Annotated in this window: 17 protein-coding genes and 1 tRNA gene; 2 read left to right on the top strand and 16 right to left on the bottom strand. The window is 61.8% G+C overall.

What is annotated here, in order from left to right; genetic code table 11:
- Positions 1-269: 269 nt before the first annotated feature.
- Genes P8014_RS17550 through P8014_RS17535 form a run of 4 tightly spaced genes read right to left on the bottom strand, consistent with a single transcriptional unit; the run spans position 270 to position 2,568 of the window.
- Positions 270-512 (bottom strand): hypothetical protein, encoded by a 243-nt coding sequence (locus P8014_RS17550; protein WP_337818620.1) that lies wholly within the window; start codon positions 510-512, stop codon positions 270-272.
- A 10-nt stretch (positions 513-522) separates the two neighbouring features.
- Positions 523-699, bottom strand: coding sequence for a hypothetical protein (locus P8014_RS17545; RefSeq protein ID WP_337818619.1), 177 nt, complete (start codon positions 697-699; stop codon positions 523-525).
- 3 nt (positions 700-702) lie between these two features.
- The gene (gene trbL, locus P8014_RS17540; protein ID WP_337818618.1) at positions 703-2,244 is read right to left on the bottom strand and encodes a P-type conjugative transfer protein TrbL; all 1,542 of its coding nucleotides are present in this window, start codon (positions 2,242-2,244) and stop codon (positions 703-705) included.
- Between the two features lie 3 nt (positions 2,245-2,247).
- Positions 2,248-2,568 carry a hypothetical protein gene (locus P8014_RS17535; RefSeq protein ID WP_337818617.1) on the bottom strand — a complete coding sequence of 107 codons (321 nt, stop codon included), beginning with the start codon at positions 2,566-2,568 and terminating at the stop codon, positions 2,248-2,250.
- A 760-nt stretch (positions 2,569-3,328) separates the two neighbouring features.
- Here P8014_RS17535 and P8014_RS17530 point away from each other — a divergent pair.
- Positions 3,329-3,676, top strand: a complete 348-nt coding sequence (locus P8014_RS17530) for a hypothetical protein (protein ID WP_337818616.1) — start codon at positions 3,329-3,331, stop codon at positions 3,674-3,676.
- Positions 3,677-3,734: 58 nt separating this feature from the next.
- On the opposite strand, the gene P8014_RS17525 is transcribed toward P8014_RS17530, so the two are convergent.
- From P8014_RS17525 to pncC, 9 genes are all read right to left on the bottom strand, one after another.
- Entirely contained in the window at positions 3,735-4,511 is a 777-nt protein-coding gene (locus tag P8014_RS17525; RefSeq protein ID WP_337818615.1) for a hypothetical protein, read from the bottom strand.
- 1,858 nt (positions 4,512-6,369) lie between these two features.
- Positions 6,370-6,462: transfer RNA gene (locus tag P8014_RS17520), tRNA-Ser, on the bottom strand.
- 113 nt (positions 6,463-6,575) lie between these two features.
- Entirely contained in the window at positions 6,576-6,770 is a 195-nt protein-coding gene (csrA, locus tag P8014_RS17515) for a carbon storage regulator CsrA (RefSeq protein ID WP_337818614.1), read from the bottom strand.
- Between the two features lie 47 nt (positions 6,771-6,817).
- The gene (locus P8014_RS17510; protein WP_337818613.1) at positions 6,818-8,065 is read right to left on the bottom strand and encodes an aspartate kinase; all 1,248 of its coding nucleotides are present in this window, start codon (positions 8,063-8,065) and stop codon (positions 6,818-6,820) included.
- Positions 8,066-8,111: 46 nt separating this feature from the next.
- On the bottom strand, positions 8,112-10,745 hold the full coding sequence (gene alaS, locus P8014_RS17505; RefSeq protein WP_337818621.1) for an alanine--tRNA ligase: 2,634 nt from the start codon (positions 10,743-10,745) through the stop codon (positions 8,112-8,114).
- 12 nt (positions 10,746-10,757) lie between these two features.
- Positions 10,758-11,222 (bottom strand): regulatory protein RecX, encoded by a 465-nt coding sequence (locus P8014_RS17500; RefSeq protein WP_337818612.1) that lies wholly within the window; start codon positions 11,220-11,222, stop codon positions 10,758-10,760.
- A 27-nt stretch (positions 11,223-11,249) separates the two neighbouring features.
- Entirely contained in the window at positions 11,250-12,284 is a 1,035-nt protein-coding gene (recA, locus tag P8014_RS17495; protein WP_337818611.1) for a recombinase RecA, read from the bottom strand.
- 84 nt (positions 12,285-12,368) lie between these two features.
- Complete coding sequence (gene thpR / locus P8014_RS17490; protein ID WP_337818610.1) at positions 12,369-12,914, bottom strand: RNA 2',3'-cyclic phosphodiesterase; 546 nt, start codon at positions 12,912-12,914, stop codon at positions 12,369-12,371.
- 5 nt (positions 12,915-12,919) lie between these two features.
- Entirely contained in the window at positions 12,920-13,408 is a 489-nt protein-coding gene (gene pncC, locus P8014_RS17485) for a nicotinamide-nucleotide amidase (protein ID WP_337818609.1), read from the bottom strand.
- Between the two features lie 83 nt (positions 13,409-13,491).
- Between pncC and P8014_RS17480 the strand changes: the two genes are divergently transcribed.
- On the top strand, positions 13,492-14,328 hold the full coding sequence (locus tag P8014_RS17480) for a ferritin-like domain-containing protein (RefSeq protein ID WP_337818608.1): 837 nt from the start codon (positions 13,492-13,494) through the stop codon (positions 14,326-14,328).
- A gap of 63 nt (positions 14,329-14,391) precedes the next feature.
- On the opposite strand, the gene P8014_RS17475 is transcribed toward P8014_RS17480, so the two are convergent.
- The 3 genes from P8014_RS17475 to P8014_RS17465 all read right to left on the bottom strand — a co-directional run bounded on the left by P8014_RS17475 (position 14,392) and on the right by P8014_RS17465 (position 16,667).
- A complete protein-coding gene (locus tag P8014_RS17475) occupies positions 14,392-15,231 on the bottom strand; it encodes a DMT family transporter (protein WP_337818607.1) in 840 nt (279 codons plus the stop codon).
- Positions 15,232-15,517: 286 nt separating this feature from the next.
- Entirely contained in the window at positions 15,518-15,730 is a 213-nt protein-coding gene (locus tag P8014_RS17470; protein ID WP_337818606.1) for a hypothetical protein, read from the bottom strand.
- A 7-nt stretch (positions 15,731-15,737) separates the two neighbouring features.
- Positions 15,738-16,667, bottom strand: a complete 930-nt coding sequence (locus tag P8014_RS17465) for an electron transfer flavoprotein subunit alpha/FixB family protein (protein ID WP_337818605.1) — start codon at positions 16,665-16,667, stop codon at positions 15,738-15,740.
- Between the last annotated feature and the right edge of the window lie 184 nt (positions 16,668-16,851).

The following is a 16,851-nucleotide window of genomic DNA, read 5'->3' as shown; positions in this document are numbered from 1 at the left end:
TTGGGCTATATCCCGCCCGCAGAAGCTGAGGCAAACTACTATCGGCAACTCGGGCAGCCAATCCCCATTGCCGCTTAACTTAAACCCAACAGCCTCCGCGAAAACCGGGGCGGTTCACTCGACAAAGCTGGGCGTCACAATAGCGATATCCGATACCGTATCGGATATCGCTATTGTATCGGGTATCGATATCAGTTCGTTATATCGGCCCTTGACCCTGGTACGCGCACCACTACAGGCTTGGCTTAACCTCCGTTATATCGCCCCCCCTACCGACGAAACCACCGGCGCACACGCGTCCCTATCTCTGGGTCGCGCCAGAACAGATACGAGAGGCCGAGGGTCATCAGCACCACGATCACCGCCAGGCGCGTCCAGCCATCGAAGAAGCCCGCCAGGGTCATGATGCCGACCCCCATGCCCATGCGAGCCGGGAAACCGTGCCGACGCTCAGGCTCCATGCTGGCCATGCCTTCCTGCAAGAATCCGCGTAGATAGTCAAAGCGTTTCATCGGGTGTCTCCTATCGGTTGAACCGAATTGTGATGCCGGCCGGGCAACGCAGTTTTGGCGCAGTCGCCTCCTGGCGTCCGAGGCCTTCGGCGTGGAGTCTGGCCAGCTCGCGCGCCTGGAGGTGCAGGCGCTCTAGCTCGGCCTCTTTTTCGGCGATGAGCCGTTGAATCTGATCAAGGCTTTTCATGGCCTAGTCCGTTTGGTGGCCAAATCGAATCGTGATGCCACCGGCGTGCCCCTGGTGTGGCATCCGGTTGTGATCCCCGAGGGGATTGCGCCCCTTTTCCAGCTCGGCCGCTTTGTCGGCCAAGGGGCTACTGAAGCGCGCGCCGGTTGGCCCACTGGCACCACTACCTCCCCCGAAGCCATCCCGCGCTCCCTTGTCTGAGACACCGACACCGGCGCCTTCGATACCGTTACGCAGGCTCGCCCCGGCTCCTGTTCCAGCACCCCCGCCAAATGCCCGTACACGGTTAGCGAGGCCTCCGCCGGTCGTACCGACGCCGAAACCGGAAACGGCCCTGTCGCCTAGGCCACCAGCAATCTGTGACGCCATCGCCCCACCTCGGCCACGGAACGCATCGGAGGCGGCGCCAGACAGGGCCGAGAGGCCAGCGGTTGCCGCCGCGCCGATACCGGAACCGCGCGCCAGGTTCCCCAGGCTTCCGCCGAACTTGGCGGCGCCAATCGTCGAGTCTGCGGTTGTCATGGCCTTGGCTGCACCAGCCGCGGCAACGCCGGCGCCAGCAGCACCAAGAGCGCCGGCCGCTGCGCCGACAGAACCGAGACTCATCGACGGAGCACCGTTCATGAGGCTACCGGCCAGACCTGGCACCATCCAGGCGACAGTCCCCAGCAACAGAGCTTCGACGCCTATCTCAATGAACACCATCGGGCCTAGCGTGGTTTGGCCGCCATTGGCCAGATTCAGCGTGGAACCACTATTCCAGCTCGACCCCATGCTTTGAATCTCCGGTATCCAGGTGTTCCCCACATGCAAGGCCAGGCCGACAATGAGAAACAGGACGAAGATTTTCACCCCAACGCTGAACACATAACCGATGTACTTCTCGGCGAACGGCTGAGTCCAGCGCGAGCCATTGAAGGCCAGCATGAGCGCGCCGCCACCGACAGCGACATAGGCCTCTATCAGCGTAATGAGCACTTGTGCGGCGATCATCGCGAACGCCACCACGCACATCACGGCAGCGACCAGAACCGTGATCGACGCCATCACCCACGTCATGTTCGGGATTCCGAAACTCACGGGGGCGAGATGCGAGTTCCCGAAGGCGACGTACAGACTCTCGGCCAGTGAGATACCGGTCATGAATATATGGTTGAGGTCGAGCTGACCAGCCTGGAAAACGCCAGACCCGCCGCCGATCTTGATGGCGGCCGTGGCAAAACCATTCAGCACGTCCGGTATCCACGTTGGTGCGTACATCATCAAGAGGGCAAAGAAGCCGAGGCTAAGGAACTTCAGGAACGCTCCAGCGGCGAGGTCGCCAACCTCGCCGCCCTTGAGAGTCCGGTTGGCCGCCCACCACACATATTCGATCGTAGCGAGCGCGCCAAACGTGCCCACCCCCAGATGCAAACTATTGCCCAACCAGTTTGCCGTAGCCGATTGGAACGTCTGCTGGATGGCATCCAGTCCCATCGGCGCGGCATTCGCCATTGCCGGCGCCAGGGCCAGCGCAGCGGCAACAAAAGCGTGACGTGATTTCATCGTTCAGCCCCCTTGTACCGCGTAAGCGTTGCGGCACGCGGGTTCGTGCTGTGGCGCGTAGGTGGGACTGTCAATCTCAGCGCGAGTCAAGTGCTTGTCACACCAATGGAGCTGCGCCTTCATTGCGTCGGGATGCTTGGCGAACCATTGCATGGATTTACCGGCGTATGGGCCATGACTTTGATCGGCCGCATGGCTGCAACCGGACAGGCTAAACAAACCGATGCCAGCAACTATGGCGATACTGGCGAGCTTGCGAATTTTCATGATCTTTTCCTCGATATTGAGAATACGAAGGTCAATCGTGGAAGCGTTGCTACGCATCGCGATTAGCTACTGGGCGTGGAGGTTTCAGCATCCAATGGCTAGGCTGGATACAGGCACCGGTATGGGGATCAATCCAGTCGGCAGCACTAGGACCAACGTAGTGGCCTAACCGCATATCACCCTCGGGATCAGGGGTGTCGGGAAGGAAAACCAGGTATTTGGTGGCAGTCCGAGGCGGCCTGTCGGACACCTCATGCCAGGCGTCTTGCACACCAAGGCTACTGCAAGCGGCTGGTTTTTCAGGACTCACCGCTTCAACTGGCCTCGTCCTACTCTTGCGAATCAGATCAACAACAGCGGCGGCCGCATCGGCATCCCCCACGAGTACCTGAGCGATTTCACGGGCATGCGTTCGTATGTACCGCGCCGCGTCTTTGCCCAACCCTCCTGACACTATCTGAGCCTGGATATCGGCAGGCAGTGTTTGCGCGATACCAACGGCTGCCGAGACTGACAAATCGCCGCGTTCTACCGCCTCAATGAGTGCAGGGCTCCCCAGCTCACGCACTTTCCTGGCGCTCGTAATGCTCCGGTCGCTAATCCCCATCAGTTCACCCGCCTGGCGCTGAGATACGCCGACGGTGTTGGGGTTTCTTATGGGCTCAGCTTGAGTACTACCAGTCGGATGGCCATTCCGCAAAGGTGCAGATTTGCTTTCATTACCAGCTTTGCCGGCCGCGTTTCGATTCCCTTTCGGGGCGCCTCGCGCCAATGTGGCGATCGTCGCCGCCACCATCGCTCGCTGCGAACTTGTTAGATGTCGTCGGCGCAAATTTTGGGACACGACGAACGCCACCGGGTCCTTGCCGCGGAACTTCCTGCGCGGCGGATCGATACCCAACTCGATACACGCACGCTGGCGATGTTTCCCGTCGAGTATTTTGCCTTGATAGACATGAATCGGTTCCCTTACCCCATTTTAGGCGATGTCGTCCCGCAATGCCTCGTACTGATCCTGGGTCATCGACGGGAACAGTTCAGCGAGCGGGTGAATTTCAAACAAGGCACCGGCAGTGATCGTTTGACCACTGTCGAAACAGCGCCGGCGGATTTCTGCCGGTGCAGCCATGAAAGCATCGACCAGATCAGTCGGCACTATCCCTGACGAAACCAGGGCATTGACTATTGAATCTCCAGAGTGGCACGTATTCATCTTGTCGCCCTCAGTTGAAGAAACCCAGATTGGCAGGGCCTTGGGCGGGAATGATGGTGTCGGTTGTGCCCCCTGTGCCTTGGTTCAGGTTCGGCATAGCGTTGCCGCCGTGCGCGTTCCAGTTCTGCGCGTCGGCATTCGCGTTCGCTGTCGCCGTTGCCTGTTGTTTGTCCTGGAGCTGCTGGTGCTCCATCTGCAGCGCATGGGCGGTGTGCAGTTGCTGGCTGAGCGATTGGAGCGCCTGGACACTCGTCGCCGCGATCTGGTTGCCGGCCTGGAGCACAGCCTTTCGCCCGCTGGCGGAGTTGCCCGCCTCGGCGATGCTGTTGAGCGCCTGACTGAGCGTGCTAAATCCGTTCGTGCCGAGTCCCGATAGCTGCAAATACTGTTTTACCTGGGCGGTGTAGTTCGAGCGCCAGGTGCCGATCTGTTTTGACATGTCGGCGGCGAGTGGGTTGCCGTTCTGCTGCATGGTGTTGAGCGAGTTTTGCGCGGCATACGAAATGCCCTCGGCGGCGGAGACTGTCTGCGCAAGCTGCGATAGCGCCGACTGTGCGGATGACCACGATCCGCTGCCTAGGTTCGCCATGTTGATGACCTGGTTTTCGAGCTGCTGGAGCTGTGTGGCTACCTCGGTCGCTTGCTTGGCGTACTGCTCGGTCGCCGTGATTTCCTGCACGACCTGTTCGGGCCAAGTCGAACCAGCAAACTCGGAAACCGCGCGAGCCTGTGGGATCACACACAGAGCGATGGCGAAAGCCAGGAACAATGGGTGCATTATCTTCATCGACGGCTCCCCTGCATGTCATAGGTGGGCAGAGAGGGGTCTAGATCCTGGGAGGTATCTCTATTCAAGCCTTGGATAAGCTCGCGGGACAGCCTCATTTTCGCCGCCTCCCATGTCTCGCCAGGCCGAGCATGCCTCTCCACATACTTGTCATTGAAGGCCTGACGGCGCGGGCTATTGTGTTTTGATGTGTCTGCTAATGCCCTCGAATTCGCGCGTGGGCGCGCACGAGTAACATCAGTTATAGGTACATCAGGGATACGTGGGGTTTCTGTAATACGTATATGGCCGGGCCAACCATCGACGGCTAACCCGGCTATGGTTCCGTCTGGCTGGAGTGGCTCATCGTGGACGGTGTGAACCCACTCTATTCGTCCACCGGTGGCGCGCACTTTGATCGATCGATACAGGCCTAGCTGCTCTAGGTAGCGACGCATACGGTTCCACTTGTCTCGACCTATGCGCAGCGTGCGCAGCATGGGACCAATCCGTACTTCCCAACCGTCACTATGGCCTAGTATCCAAATCAGCACTCCCAGCGTGTCCAACTGTCCATCCGTCGCAAGGCGATCTATGGTGCGGCGTGGGATGCGTGCATAAGGGTCACGCCTCTGCGCAACCCTGATGATGCCCCGAGGGTTTTCGTTCATGGCCGCACCCTCTCAGATCGAACAGATAGAGGCGCCTTACGCGGCCGACCACGCCCGCGCCTCTGAGGGCTCGATTCAGACTGGGATTCAGATTGAGCCTGGGGCTTAGGGCGTGGCTCAGCGTCAGGAGTAGCGCGGCTGTCTCCAACCGAGAGCCAGTCCATGATCGCATCGTATTCCCCGACGAGTTGTCGGCCGATCCATCGGGCTGGGTAACCCCGGGCCATCAGATCCGGCAACGCCCGGTAGAATGTCGATCGCGCGATATTCAGCGCGGCCGCATGATCCCCAATGCGGTTCAGTATGCGGGGTGAATCCATGTCGCACCTCGTGCAGATGTGCAGTCGAGGTACGACAGCCAGTCGTCACCCCGGCTGCATGCCATTCGTTATGCCGCTTACGCGGCTACTCAGGTCATGCAGTCGGAGGATTGCGCGGAGGGCGCCGGGAAGAATCTGTACGTGAGGGGATAACCGAAGTTGATTCTCCGGAGGAGAGCAAACGTCTAGGCAAGATGCGCACTAGCGTTGGCTTGAGCGACAGGATGAGTTGTATCGCCCCGCGAAATATACATAGAGCTAAGCCACCGATAGCCAAATACCCTACCGCGACCAACGCTAACACCCCGAAATGGGGTATCAAGGCCAAACTTAGCGCCACAAGCACCGCGAGCATCCATAGACGCTCTTTGCCCAACGAAGGACGTTCATTATCGGAGCGCCAGCGGTACACGACAAAAACCGCAGTCACCACCAACCCGACAAGCCCCCCTAGGCTGGAAATCAAGAGTCCGTCGGCACCCATCCGCGCTAGGACCGTGACTTGCATTAGGGTTCCGCACGCGAGTAGCCACATTAATCGTGGCCGTCGCGCGAACGTCAACGCATCGAGCCGCGCGAAAACACCAGAATCGGAGCCAGAAACGCTATGGCAATGGGTCAGTTGCATGCTTATAGAAATACAACATGCGGATCACCGGCGCAACAAATGTCACCAGATATGGGGCCGATGTCCTCCGCTCCACTGGCGCTCCAGAAACAGGCAAGCACCAAAAAGCACTAGTGAGCACGAATAGGACGCATTGAGACTAACGCTCCACTGGCGCTCCACTGAATTGCCGTGAACCAGCAATAACCACACATTAATAATGGTTTATTAGAAACAAAAAAACCCAGCCAACATGCTGTATTGACTGGGTTTTCTGTATATGGCGGAGAGAGAGGGATTCGAACCCTCGATGGAGCTTTTGACCCCATACTCCCTTAGCAGGGGAGCGCCTTCAGCCTCTCGGCCATCTCTCCGTGATTCGCTTTACACTCCGAACCCGGCACCCGATTTCGGGGGGCGTGTCCGGCGACCGTATCGGTCGAGGGGCGTAAGGATACCCGCCCTTATCTAATAGGTAAACCCATAATCAATCGGACTCGTCGCCAGCCGGCTCCGTAGTGTCCTGATGTATGCGCTGGTAGACCTCTTCGCGATGCACGGTGACATCACGCGGCGCCTTTATGCCAAGACGCACTTGGTTACCCTTGACCCCCAGTACCGTGATGGCGATATCGTCGCCTATGATGAGCGTTTCACCCACCCGCCGCGTTAAAATCAGCATCCCAAGCCTCCTGCCTGTTCCGATTCGACAATACCCGTGTCCATGGGTCAGGTTCCAGCCGAATCGACTCTCTCCTCCGGTGGCCCCGCAAGTTCGAAGGCATCATGCAACGCACGCACCGCGAGTTCGAGGTACTTTTCCTGGATGATGACAGAAATTTTAATCTCTGAGGTGGAAATCATCAGAATATTTACGCCTTCGCGCCCCAGCGCCTCGAACATCGTGCTGGCGATACCGGCGTGCGAGCGCATGCCCACGCCCACCAGCGAGACCTTCGCGATGCGCGTATCGCCGCGCACTTCGTTCGCTTTCAGCTCACTGGCCGCGTCGCGCAAACGTTCAAGCGCACGTTCGTAGTCGTTGCGGTGCACGGTGAACGTGAAGTCGGTAAGGCCGTCGGCACCGACATTCTGCACGATCATGTCGACTTCGATATTGAGCGCCGAAACCGCGCCGATGATCTTGTAGGCCACACCGGGGTGGTCCGGCACGCCGGTAATCGTGAGTTGCGCTTCATCGCGACTGAAGGCGATACCGGAAATCAGCGCGTCTTCCATATCCTCGTCCTCGAAAGTAATCAGCGTACCGGGCCCATCGACGAAAGTCGAAAGCACCCGCAGGGGGACGTTGTACTTGCCGGCGAACTCCACCGAGCGAATCTGCAGCACCTTGGAGCCGAGGCTGGCCATCTCCAGCATTTCCTCGAAGGTGATGCGATCAAGCCGTCTGGCGTCGCTCACGACCCGCGGATCCGTGGTGTAGACACCGTCCACGTCCGTGTAGATCTGACACTCGTCGGCACCGAGCGCCGCAGCCAGCGCGACCGCCGTGGTATCCGAACCGCCGCGGCCCAGCGTGGTGATGTTGCCCTGCTCGTCCACGCCCTGGAAACCGGCGACCACTACCACGCGCCCCTTGCCCAGGTCGTCGCGGATACGCCCCTGTTCGATGGTGCGGATGCGGGCCTTGTTGAACTCGCTGTCGGTCAGGATATGCACCTGCGAGCCGGTGTACGAACGGGCCGGACAACCCAGGCGGGACAAGGCCATACTCAACAGCGCGATGGTGACCTGCTCGCCGGTGGACAGTAAGACGTCGAGTTCACGGCCTCGGGCCTGTGGATGCACCGCATCGGCCAGTTCCAGCAGGCGGTTGGTCTCGCCCGACATCGCCGACACCACCACGACCAGATCGTCACCCTGATCACGAAACGCCTTGATCTTGCGCGCCACATGCTCGATGCGCTCGGTCGTGCCGACCGACGTGCCGCCATATTTTTGAACAATCAGTGCCATACAGGCTCCATGGAATCACACCTCAAAGGGAGGTTCAGCGTCCTTGCTAGACCGCGCTCTGGGCCAGTTGTTCGGAGATCCAGTCCGCGACCGACGCCAGCGCGGTATCCAGTTTCTCCGGTTCATTGCCGCCGGCCTGCGCCATGTCAGGCCGGCCACCGCCCTTGCCGCCGACCTGGCGGGCGACATGGTTGATCACGTCGCCAGCGCGAATCTGTGCAGTTTCGCTCTTGGTCACACCGGCCACCAGGGTGACCCGTCCGTCCTCGCCGGCCGCGCCGAGCACGACCACCGCACGACCGAGCTGATCCTTGAGCCGGTCCAGCGTCTCGCGCAGGGCCTTCGCATCCAGTCCATCGAGACGCGCGGCCAGCACCTTCAAGTCGCCGACGCTTTGCGCCTGTGCGGTCAGATCCGTGCCGACCTGCGCGGCCAGCTTGCTGCGCGCCTCTTCCAGCGCGCGTTCGAGCTGGCGCGAACGCTCCACCAACTGGCGCAGCTTGTCGTCAACGTCGTCGCGGGCGGACTTGAGCAGCTCGGCGATCGCGCCGAGCCGCGACTCGTTGTCCTCGACCAGCTGCAGCGCCTGTTCGCCGGAAACGGCCTCGATGCGGCGTACGCCCGCGGCAACACCGCCTTCGGAGATGATCTTGAACAGCCCGATGTCGCCGACGCGGCGCACGTGCGTACCGCCGCACAACTCTGTGGAAAATCCGATGTTGAGCACGCGCACCTCGTCGCCGTACTTCTCGCCGAACAGCGCGCGTGCGCCGCTGCGCTTCGCCTCATCCAGCGACATCACGCTGGCATCGGCATCGAGGTTCTCGCGAATCTGCGCGTTGACGATGTGCTCGACCTCGCGCAATTGCTCCGGCGTGACCGCCTGATAGTGGGCGAAATCGAAACGCAGCCGTTGGGGCGCGACCAGCGAACCCTTCTGTTCGACGTGGTCACCCAGCACCCGGCGCAACGCTTCGTGCAGCAGATGGGTGGCGGAGTGGTTGAGTACGATGGCCTGACGGCGCGCACCATCCACCCTCGCCTCCACGCGGTCGCCGATGCGCAAGGCGCCTTGTTCCAGGCGACCCAGATGGCCGTGCGCTTCGCCGAACTTGCGCGTATCGCTGACGGCGAAGCTCATGCCCTCGGCCTGCAATTCGCCGGTATCGCCGACCTGCCCGCCGGACTCGGCGTAGAACGGCGTACTGTCGAGCACCACGACGCCTTCGTCGCCCGCTTCCAGCGCCTCGACCTGCGCGCCGTCCTTGAGCAACGCAACGACGATGCCCTCATCTTCCAGGTGTTCGTAACCGACGAACCGGGTCTTGCTGTCGAACTTCACGCCGGCGCCGTAATCGGCCTCGAAACGGCTCGCCGCACGCGCCTTGGCCCGCTGCGCCTCCATCTCGCGCTCGAAGCCCTGCATGTCGAGTTCCAGATTCTGCTCGCGCGCGATATCCGCGGTCAGATCGACCGGAAAACCGTAGGTGTCGTAGAGGCGGAAGATCAGCTCGCCGGGCAGGCGCCGGTCAGGCAGGTTGCGCACCGCCTCCTCCAGCAGCCGCAGGCCGTTCTCCAGCGTTTCCGCAAAACGCTCCTCCTCCTGCGCCAGCACCTGTTCCACCCTGGCCTCGGCTTCGGCCAGTTCGGGGTAGGCCTTCCCCATCTCGGCCACCAGCGGCACGACCAGGCGGTAGAAAAAGGGTTCGCGCAGACCGAGCCGGTGCCCGTGGCGCGCGGCGCGGCGGATGATGCGGCGCAGCACGTAGCCGCGCCCTTCGTTGGAGGGCACCACGCCGTCCGTGATCAGAAAGCTGCACGAGCGGATGTGATCGGCAATGACTCGCAGCGACGGGTTGTCGAGCGTATCCAGTCCGGCCAGTTCGGCCACGGCGCGCATCAGGTTCTGGAACAGGTCGATCTCGTAATTGCTGTGCACACCCTGCAGCACCGCCGCCAGACGCTCCAGCCCCATGCCGGTATCGACCGAGGGCTTGGGCAGCGGCGTGAGCGTGCCCTCGCGGTCACGCTCGTACTGCATGAAGACCAGATTCCAGATCTCGATGTAGCGGTCGCCATCCTCCTCGGGCGTGCCCGGGGGACCGCCGGCGACCTCGGGGCCGTGATCGTAGAAAATCTCGGTACACGGACCACAGGGGCCGGTATCGCCCATGGTCCAGAAGTTGTCGCTGTCATAGCGCTTGCCGCCGGGCTTGTCGCCGATACGCGTGAAACGCGCCGGATCGACGCCGACCTCCTTGAGCCAGATGTCCGCGGCCTCGTCGTCGTCGGCATATACGGTGACCCACAGCTTGCCGGCCGGCAGCCCGAGTTCCTCCGTCAGGAAACGCCAGGCATAGCCGATCGCCTCGCGCTTGAAGTAGTCGCCGAAGCTGAAGTTGCCCAGCATTTCGAAGAAAGTGTGATGCCGCGCGGTGTAGCCGACGTTCTCCAGGTCGTTGTGCTTGCCGCCGGCGCGCACGCAACGCTGCGCGGTCGTGGCGCGCGTGTAGGAGCGGCGGTCCTCGCCCAGGAAAACGTCCTTGAACTGCACCATGCCGGCTGCAGTGAACAGCAGCGTCGGGTCGTTGCCGGGCACCAGCGAGCTGGACGGCACGATTTCGTGGCCGTTCGCCCGGAAGAATTCGAGAAATCTGCTGCGCAGTTCTGCACTCGTGATCATGTCGGTCCGTCAATCGTCAGCCGCGTCATCGACATCCGCCAATGCGCGCAAGTTGTCCACTCCGAAGCCCCGCTGCTGCATGTGCCGCAGCCGCTTCGCTCGCTCCTGAAAATCCGCCGGCGGCGCACCGCCAAAGTGCCGCCGGTAATAGTTGCGGGCGACTTCGTCCCAATCGCCCTCGTATTCCGCCAACGCCCGCTCGATACAAGCCGCATCGACGCCGCGCTGGCGCAGCTCGGCGCCGATTCTCACCGGTCCGTAACTGCGTTCGGCCCGGCTACGCACGTACGACTCCGCGTAGCGGGTGTCGCTCTGCAAGCCCTCAGCCCGAAGTTCGCCCAGCGTGTGAGCGATCTCCGTATCCGAAAACCCCCTACCGCGCAGCTTGGCGCGCAGCTCGGCCTGCGCGTGTTCACGCCGCGCGAGCAGACCGATGGCAACATCGCGCGGCGTACGTTCGCTATCTGATCTCAAACCGCATCAGACTCCGCACACCGGCTTTCAGGCATCGACTTCCTGTTCGGCATTGGTCGTCTCATCGCTGCGCTTGGGCAACAGACGCTCGCGCAGCGTACGGTCGATCTCGCCAGCCATCTCGGAGTGTTCCTTCAGGAAATTGCGGACGTTGTCCTTACCCTGCCCGATGCGCTCGCCGTTGTAGCTGTACCAGGCCCCGGACTTTTCCACCAGCCCCTCGCGCACTCCGAGTTCGATCAGCTCACCTTCGCGCGAAATGCCCTCGCCGTAGAGGATCTCGAACTCGGCTTGGCGGAACGGCGGCGCCACCTTGTTTTTGACCACTTTGACGCGGGTTTCGTTGCCGATGACCTCGTCGCCCTTCTTGATCGCGCCCACGCGGCGGATGTCCAGGCGCACCGAGGAGTAGAACTTCAACGCGTTGCCGCCGGTGGTCGTCTCCGGGCTGCCGAACATCACGCCGATCTTCATACGGATCTGGTTGATGAAGATCACCAGCGTATTGGAACGTTTGATGTTGGCAGTCAGCTTACGCAGCGCCTGCGACATCAGGCGCGCCTGCAGCCCGACGTGGGAATCACCCATTTCGCCTTCGATTTCGGCCTTCGGCGTCAACGCCGCTACCGAATCGATCACCACCAGATCAACCGCGCCTGAGCGCACCAGCATGTCGGAGATTTCAAGCGCCTGCTCGCCGGTATCCGGCTGCGACACCAGCAGGTCATCGACCTGCACGCCGAGCTTCTCGGCATAGACCGGATCGAGCGCATGCTCGGCGTCGACGAAGGCGCAGGTGCCGCCCTGACGCTGGCACTGGGCGATAGCCTGCAGGGTGAGCGTGGTCTTGCCCGAAGACTCCGGCCCGTAGATCTCGACCACGCGACCGCGCGGCAGGCCGCCGACGCCCAGAGCAATATCCAGCGCGAGGGAGCCGGTGGAGACCACGGATATATCACGCGTGGCGGCAGCGTCGCCCATGCGCATGACGGACCCCTTGCCGAACTGCTTCTCGATCTGGCCAAGGGCCGCTGCGAGGGCCTTCTTGCGATTCTCGTCCACCTGTGGAGCCTCCTAGCGCTTCAACTGCCGAATGGGTAAAAAAGGTTAAAGATTATTCCATACTTCCTGCGCCCCATAAACCGCTCAGCCATGGGATCGATAGCGTTCCACGATGCGGTAGCACACGCCGTGCTCGCCGCTCACCGACTCCATCAGCGCGAAGCCGTGCGAACGCCACACTACCGGCGGCAACTTCAATCCGTCGGGTACGTGCCGCCGTACCCGACGGGCGAGCGTGACATGGGGGGAAAACGCACGCGTCTCCGCGACGATTCCGCACTCGGCGAGCACTCCGGCCAACTCCCGCGCCAGGGCGGACAGCCCGGCCGGCACTCCGTCCGGGCCCAGCCACAGCACGCCTGCCCGGTTGAAACAGCCCAGGTGCATCAGACTCATATCGATATCCGGCGTGTCGAGCCGCTGCGCCTTTTCACGCAGGCAAGCCAAGCCTTCTCCGACCACGCCCCCGACGAATGCCAGCGTCAGATGCAGATTGCCGACCGGCACTCTGCGTCCAAGCCCCGGCGGCAAGCCCTGCAGCGCCGTTTCGAGTTCGCGCAGGGTCCGACGCTCCGGCAGGGCCGCGAAAAAAACCCTGGTGAGACGCTCCTCCGGGGAACCGGCCGACATATCGCTCAGACACCTCCCAGCCGGTCGATCACCCCCCGCAGCGCAACGCTCACCGCCGCACGCCTGACCGCCTCACGATCGCCGGGCAAGCGGCAATGCAAAGTCTGCGTGTCGCCGCCCTCACCGCTGAAACCGAACCATACGGTCCCCACCGGCTTTTCGGCAGAACCACCATCCGGCCCGGCAATCCCGCTGACCGCCACCGCCACATCGCCGTGTCCGGCGCGCAGTGCGCCTTCGGCCATGGCCGCCACGCATTCGCCGCTGACCGCGCCGTAGCGTTCGATCAGCGCTACGGGAACATCCAGCATGTCGTGTTTGGCATCGTTGCTGTATGTCACGAAACCACGCTCGAACCAGGCTGAACTGCCCGGCACGTCGGTAAGCGTCTTCGCGATCCAACCGCCGGTACAGGACTCCGCAGTCGTTATCCTAAGCCCACAGGCCTTGAGCAGTCTCCCCAAAGAGCGAGCCAAATCGAATTCACCGGACATCGAGTCGTCCTCCAGAAACATTTTCTATAGGCTGCAGTCTAAAGTAGGCGTAGGGTCACAAGGAGTGTAGAGGGCGTCTATAGATGCGAACGACAGCAACCGAAGATCTGGAGACACACCACCACCGGTGGTCCATCGACGACATCCCATTCTCCGAGATACAGCGCGCTCGCATCGCCGACGATACGTTCTTCTTCCAGATACTGACCGCGTCTTCCTTCGTGGAGATCACCACGGACCTCTACACGCGCAATCTCGTTGACTACTTCGACGGTGACGAAGAGATCCGGAACTGGCTGGAATCACGCTGGCAGCACGAGGAACTGCGGCACGGAGCCGCTCTGCGCCGCTACGTCAACACCGTATGGCCTGATTTCGACTGGGAGCGAAACTACGAGCGCTTCCATGAAGACTACAGCCGCTTCTGCAAAACCGAACTGCTCGGCCCTACCCGCGCGCTCGAGATGGCGGCACGCTGCATCGTCGAGACCGGCACCTCGACGCTCTACACCATGCTCCACCGGGCCAGTCCCGAGCCGGTGCTGAGCCACCTCACAGCCTACATCCGCACGGATGAGGCCTACCACTACAAGCATTTTTACCAGTATTTCCAACGCTACCTCGCATGCGAACGTCCGTCTCGCACCGCCGTGCTGAAAACGCTGCTCGAACGCGTGCGCGAAATCAACGGCGAAGACGGCTACTACGCCTTCAAGCACGCTTTCGCGGGAAGCCACCCCGGGCGCCGCTTTCGCAAGCGGGACTACCGGGCTTTCAGCCGCAGGGCGAGAGCGATAGCGCATCGGCACTATCCCTATCGCATGGCCGTCAACATGGGGCTCAAGCCGCTGGGCCTCGGACAACGCGCGCAGCGAATCACCGAGCCGGCCGTACGCGGTGTCATACGCATTCTTTCTTGATCAAACACTGACGGCTTCAATGCACCCGCATTGAATGTTCGGGACCGGTTTCACTCCCTCAACTCAGTACCGCTCTCGCCAGAACATGTACAGGCCCGCGCCAACGATAACGGCTATGCCCAACAGGCTGGACGGAGTCGGAACATGGGCGAACACGAGGTAGCCGGCGAGCGTGGCGGAGACGATCTCGAGATACTGAAACGGGGCCAGAACGGCGGCCGGCGTATGCTGGAAGGCCCAGACGATCAGCAGATGCCCATAGGCGGCGATGGCGCCCAGGGCCAGGATGAGCCCCCACGTCCCGTAGGAATGGGGCAATGACGGCGCGAGATCGGCGACGCCGAACGCCACACCGTTGACGGCGAGAATTCCGCCAAGAAAGACACTCCCTCCGACACCCGCCGCGTACTGCATGATGATCGGCGAATCGGACACCCCGAGAGCCCGATTCATCAACAGATAAGTGGCAAAAAGCGTGGCAGCGCCCAGCGGAAGCAGCGCCACGAGGCCGTAGTGCGAAAAGCTGGGATCGATGACGATGAGAGCGCCGAAAAAGCCGACGACGATCGCCATCCAAACGCCCCGGGCCACGCGCTCGCCGAGTATCACCGCGGAAAGAATGGTGAGGATGAACGGCTCGACGAAAAAAATGGCGATGGCCTCCGCCAGCGGCAGGATTTTGACCGCGGTGAAAAAGCACAGACTCGCCCCGCCCAGGAGACACCCCCTGACCAGATTTAACCACAACCGCTTCGGGCGCAGTGCTCGAAAACCGCGCAAGACGACGATCACCGGCACGGTTTCCAGGACCTGAAAGAAAAAACGATAAAAGGCGATTTGACCGGGAGCCATGCCACCGGCAGCCAGGTACTTCGCGATCGCGTCCATGACGGGCAGCAGCATGACGCCGCACGCCATCACGACCATGCCCAGAGCATGGCCTTCACGATGGTAGTCTCGGGCCGACACGTGAATCGTCACCGGTTCTCCAGGAACGCATATCCATGGGTGCGCAAGCGATCGCAGCATCGCGCGCCATTCGCCCGTCCTGCGCAGGGGGCATCCGATTCTACGTCAACCGCCTCCCGGACGGCGACCACATCCACGGACTAACCCAAGAGCGGTACCGAACCTCGACCAGGCGAACCGGTTTCAGATCCCTGCCGATATCGCTTGATCGCCAGGCGTTCTAGATTTCGACAGACTCATCATTGAAGCGACCGACGGCGATGGCCGCAGCGAGCCTGTCCGCTGCCAGGACGCCTGAGAGCACCGCGTTGCGACTGCCCTTGATACGCGGCACGTTCCGGATCGTCGCCGCGAGCCCAGACGGCCCGGCGCCGACGATCACCACGTCAAATTCCATGCTCTCGCGTTCAGCGAGTTCCATCGCTTCGCTCACCGTCGTTTCAAAGTGCCCGTTCGAACTCCGGCAACACCTCGAACAGATCGGCGACGAGACCGTAGTCGGCAATCTGGAAGATCGGCGCCTCCTCATCGCTGTTGATCGCGACGATCACGCGCGACTCTTTCATCCCGGCCAAATGCTGGATAGCGCCGGAGATACCGCAGGCGATATAGAGCTCGGGAGCGACGACCTTGCCGGTCTGGCCCACCTGCCAGTCGTTCGGTGCGTAAGCGGCATCGACCGCGGCGCGGGACGCGCCGACGGCGGCCCCCAGCTTGTCGGCCAGCGGAAGGATGAGTTCGTCGAACTTCTCCTTGGAGCCGAGTGCGCGCCCGCCGGAGACGACCACCTTGGCCGAGGTGAGATCGGGACGATCGCTCTGCTCGATCCTGTTTTCCACGAAACTGGAGACGACCGGGAGTTCCGGGGCTTCGGCGGTCTCGATGCTTGCGCCCCCGGTCGCAGCGGCCACCGCGAATGCGGAGGTGCGTACGGTAACGACACGCTTGGCGTCGCTCGACTCCACCGTCTGAATGGCGTTGCCGGCGTAGATCGGCCGCTTGAAGGTCCTCTCGTCCACCACTTCGATGACGTCCGAGACCTGCATCACGTCGAGCAGCGCAGCGACGCGCGGCATGACGTTCTTGCCCGTGCTGGTGGCGGCGGCAACCAGCGCGTTGTAGCCGTCGGCGAACGACAGGATGGTCGCGGCAAGTGGTTCGGCCAGTTGGCCGGCCAAGGCCGCGCTTTCCACAAGCAGCACCTTGCGCACGCCTTCGAGCCTGGCCGCCGCTTCAGCGGCTGGCCTGGCGTCCTGGCCGGCCACCAGCACGTCGATGTCGGAGCCGATCCTCGCGGCGGCGGTAAGCGCCTTGGCGGTCTGCTCGGAGAGCGAGCGGTTGTCGTGTTCCGCAATAAGGAGAATTGCCATCTGTCCAGATCCTCTATCAGAAACCGCTCAAAGAACGCCGGCTTCGTTCCGAAGCTTGTCAACCAGCTCAGCGACAGTGCCCAGCTTGACCCCCACCTTTCGGACCGGTGGCTCTTCGGTCTTCAGCACCTTGAGTCGGGGCCTGATTTCGATGCCGTAGTCGGCCGGTGCCTTCTGCTCGAGC

This window comes from Acidihalobacter sp. (assembly GCF_037381185.1).
Classification (GTDB): Bacteria; Pseudomonadota; Gammaproteobacteria; order DSM-5130; family Acidihalobacteraceae; genus Acidihalobacter_A.
This window is presented reverse-complemented; position numbering and strand designations above follow the sequence as displayed.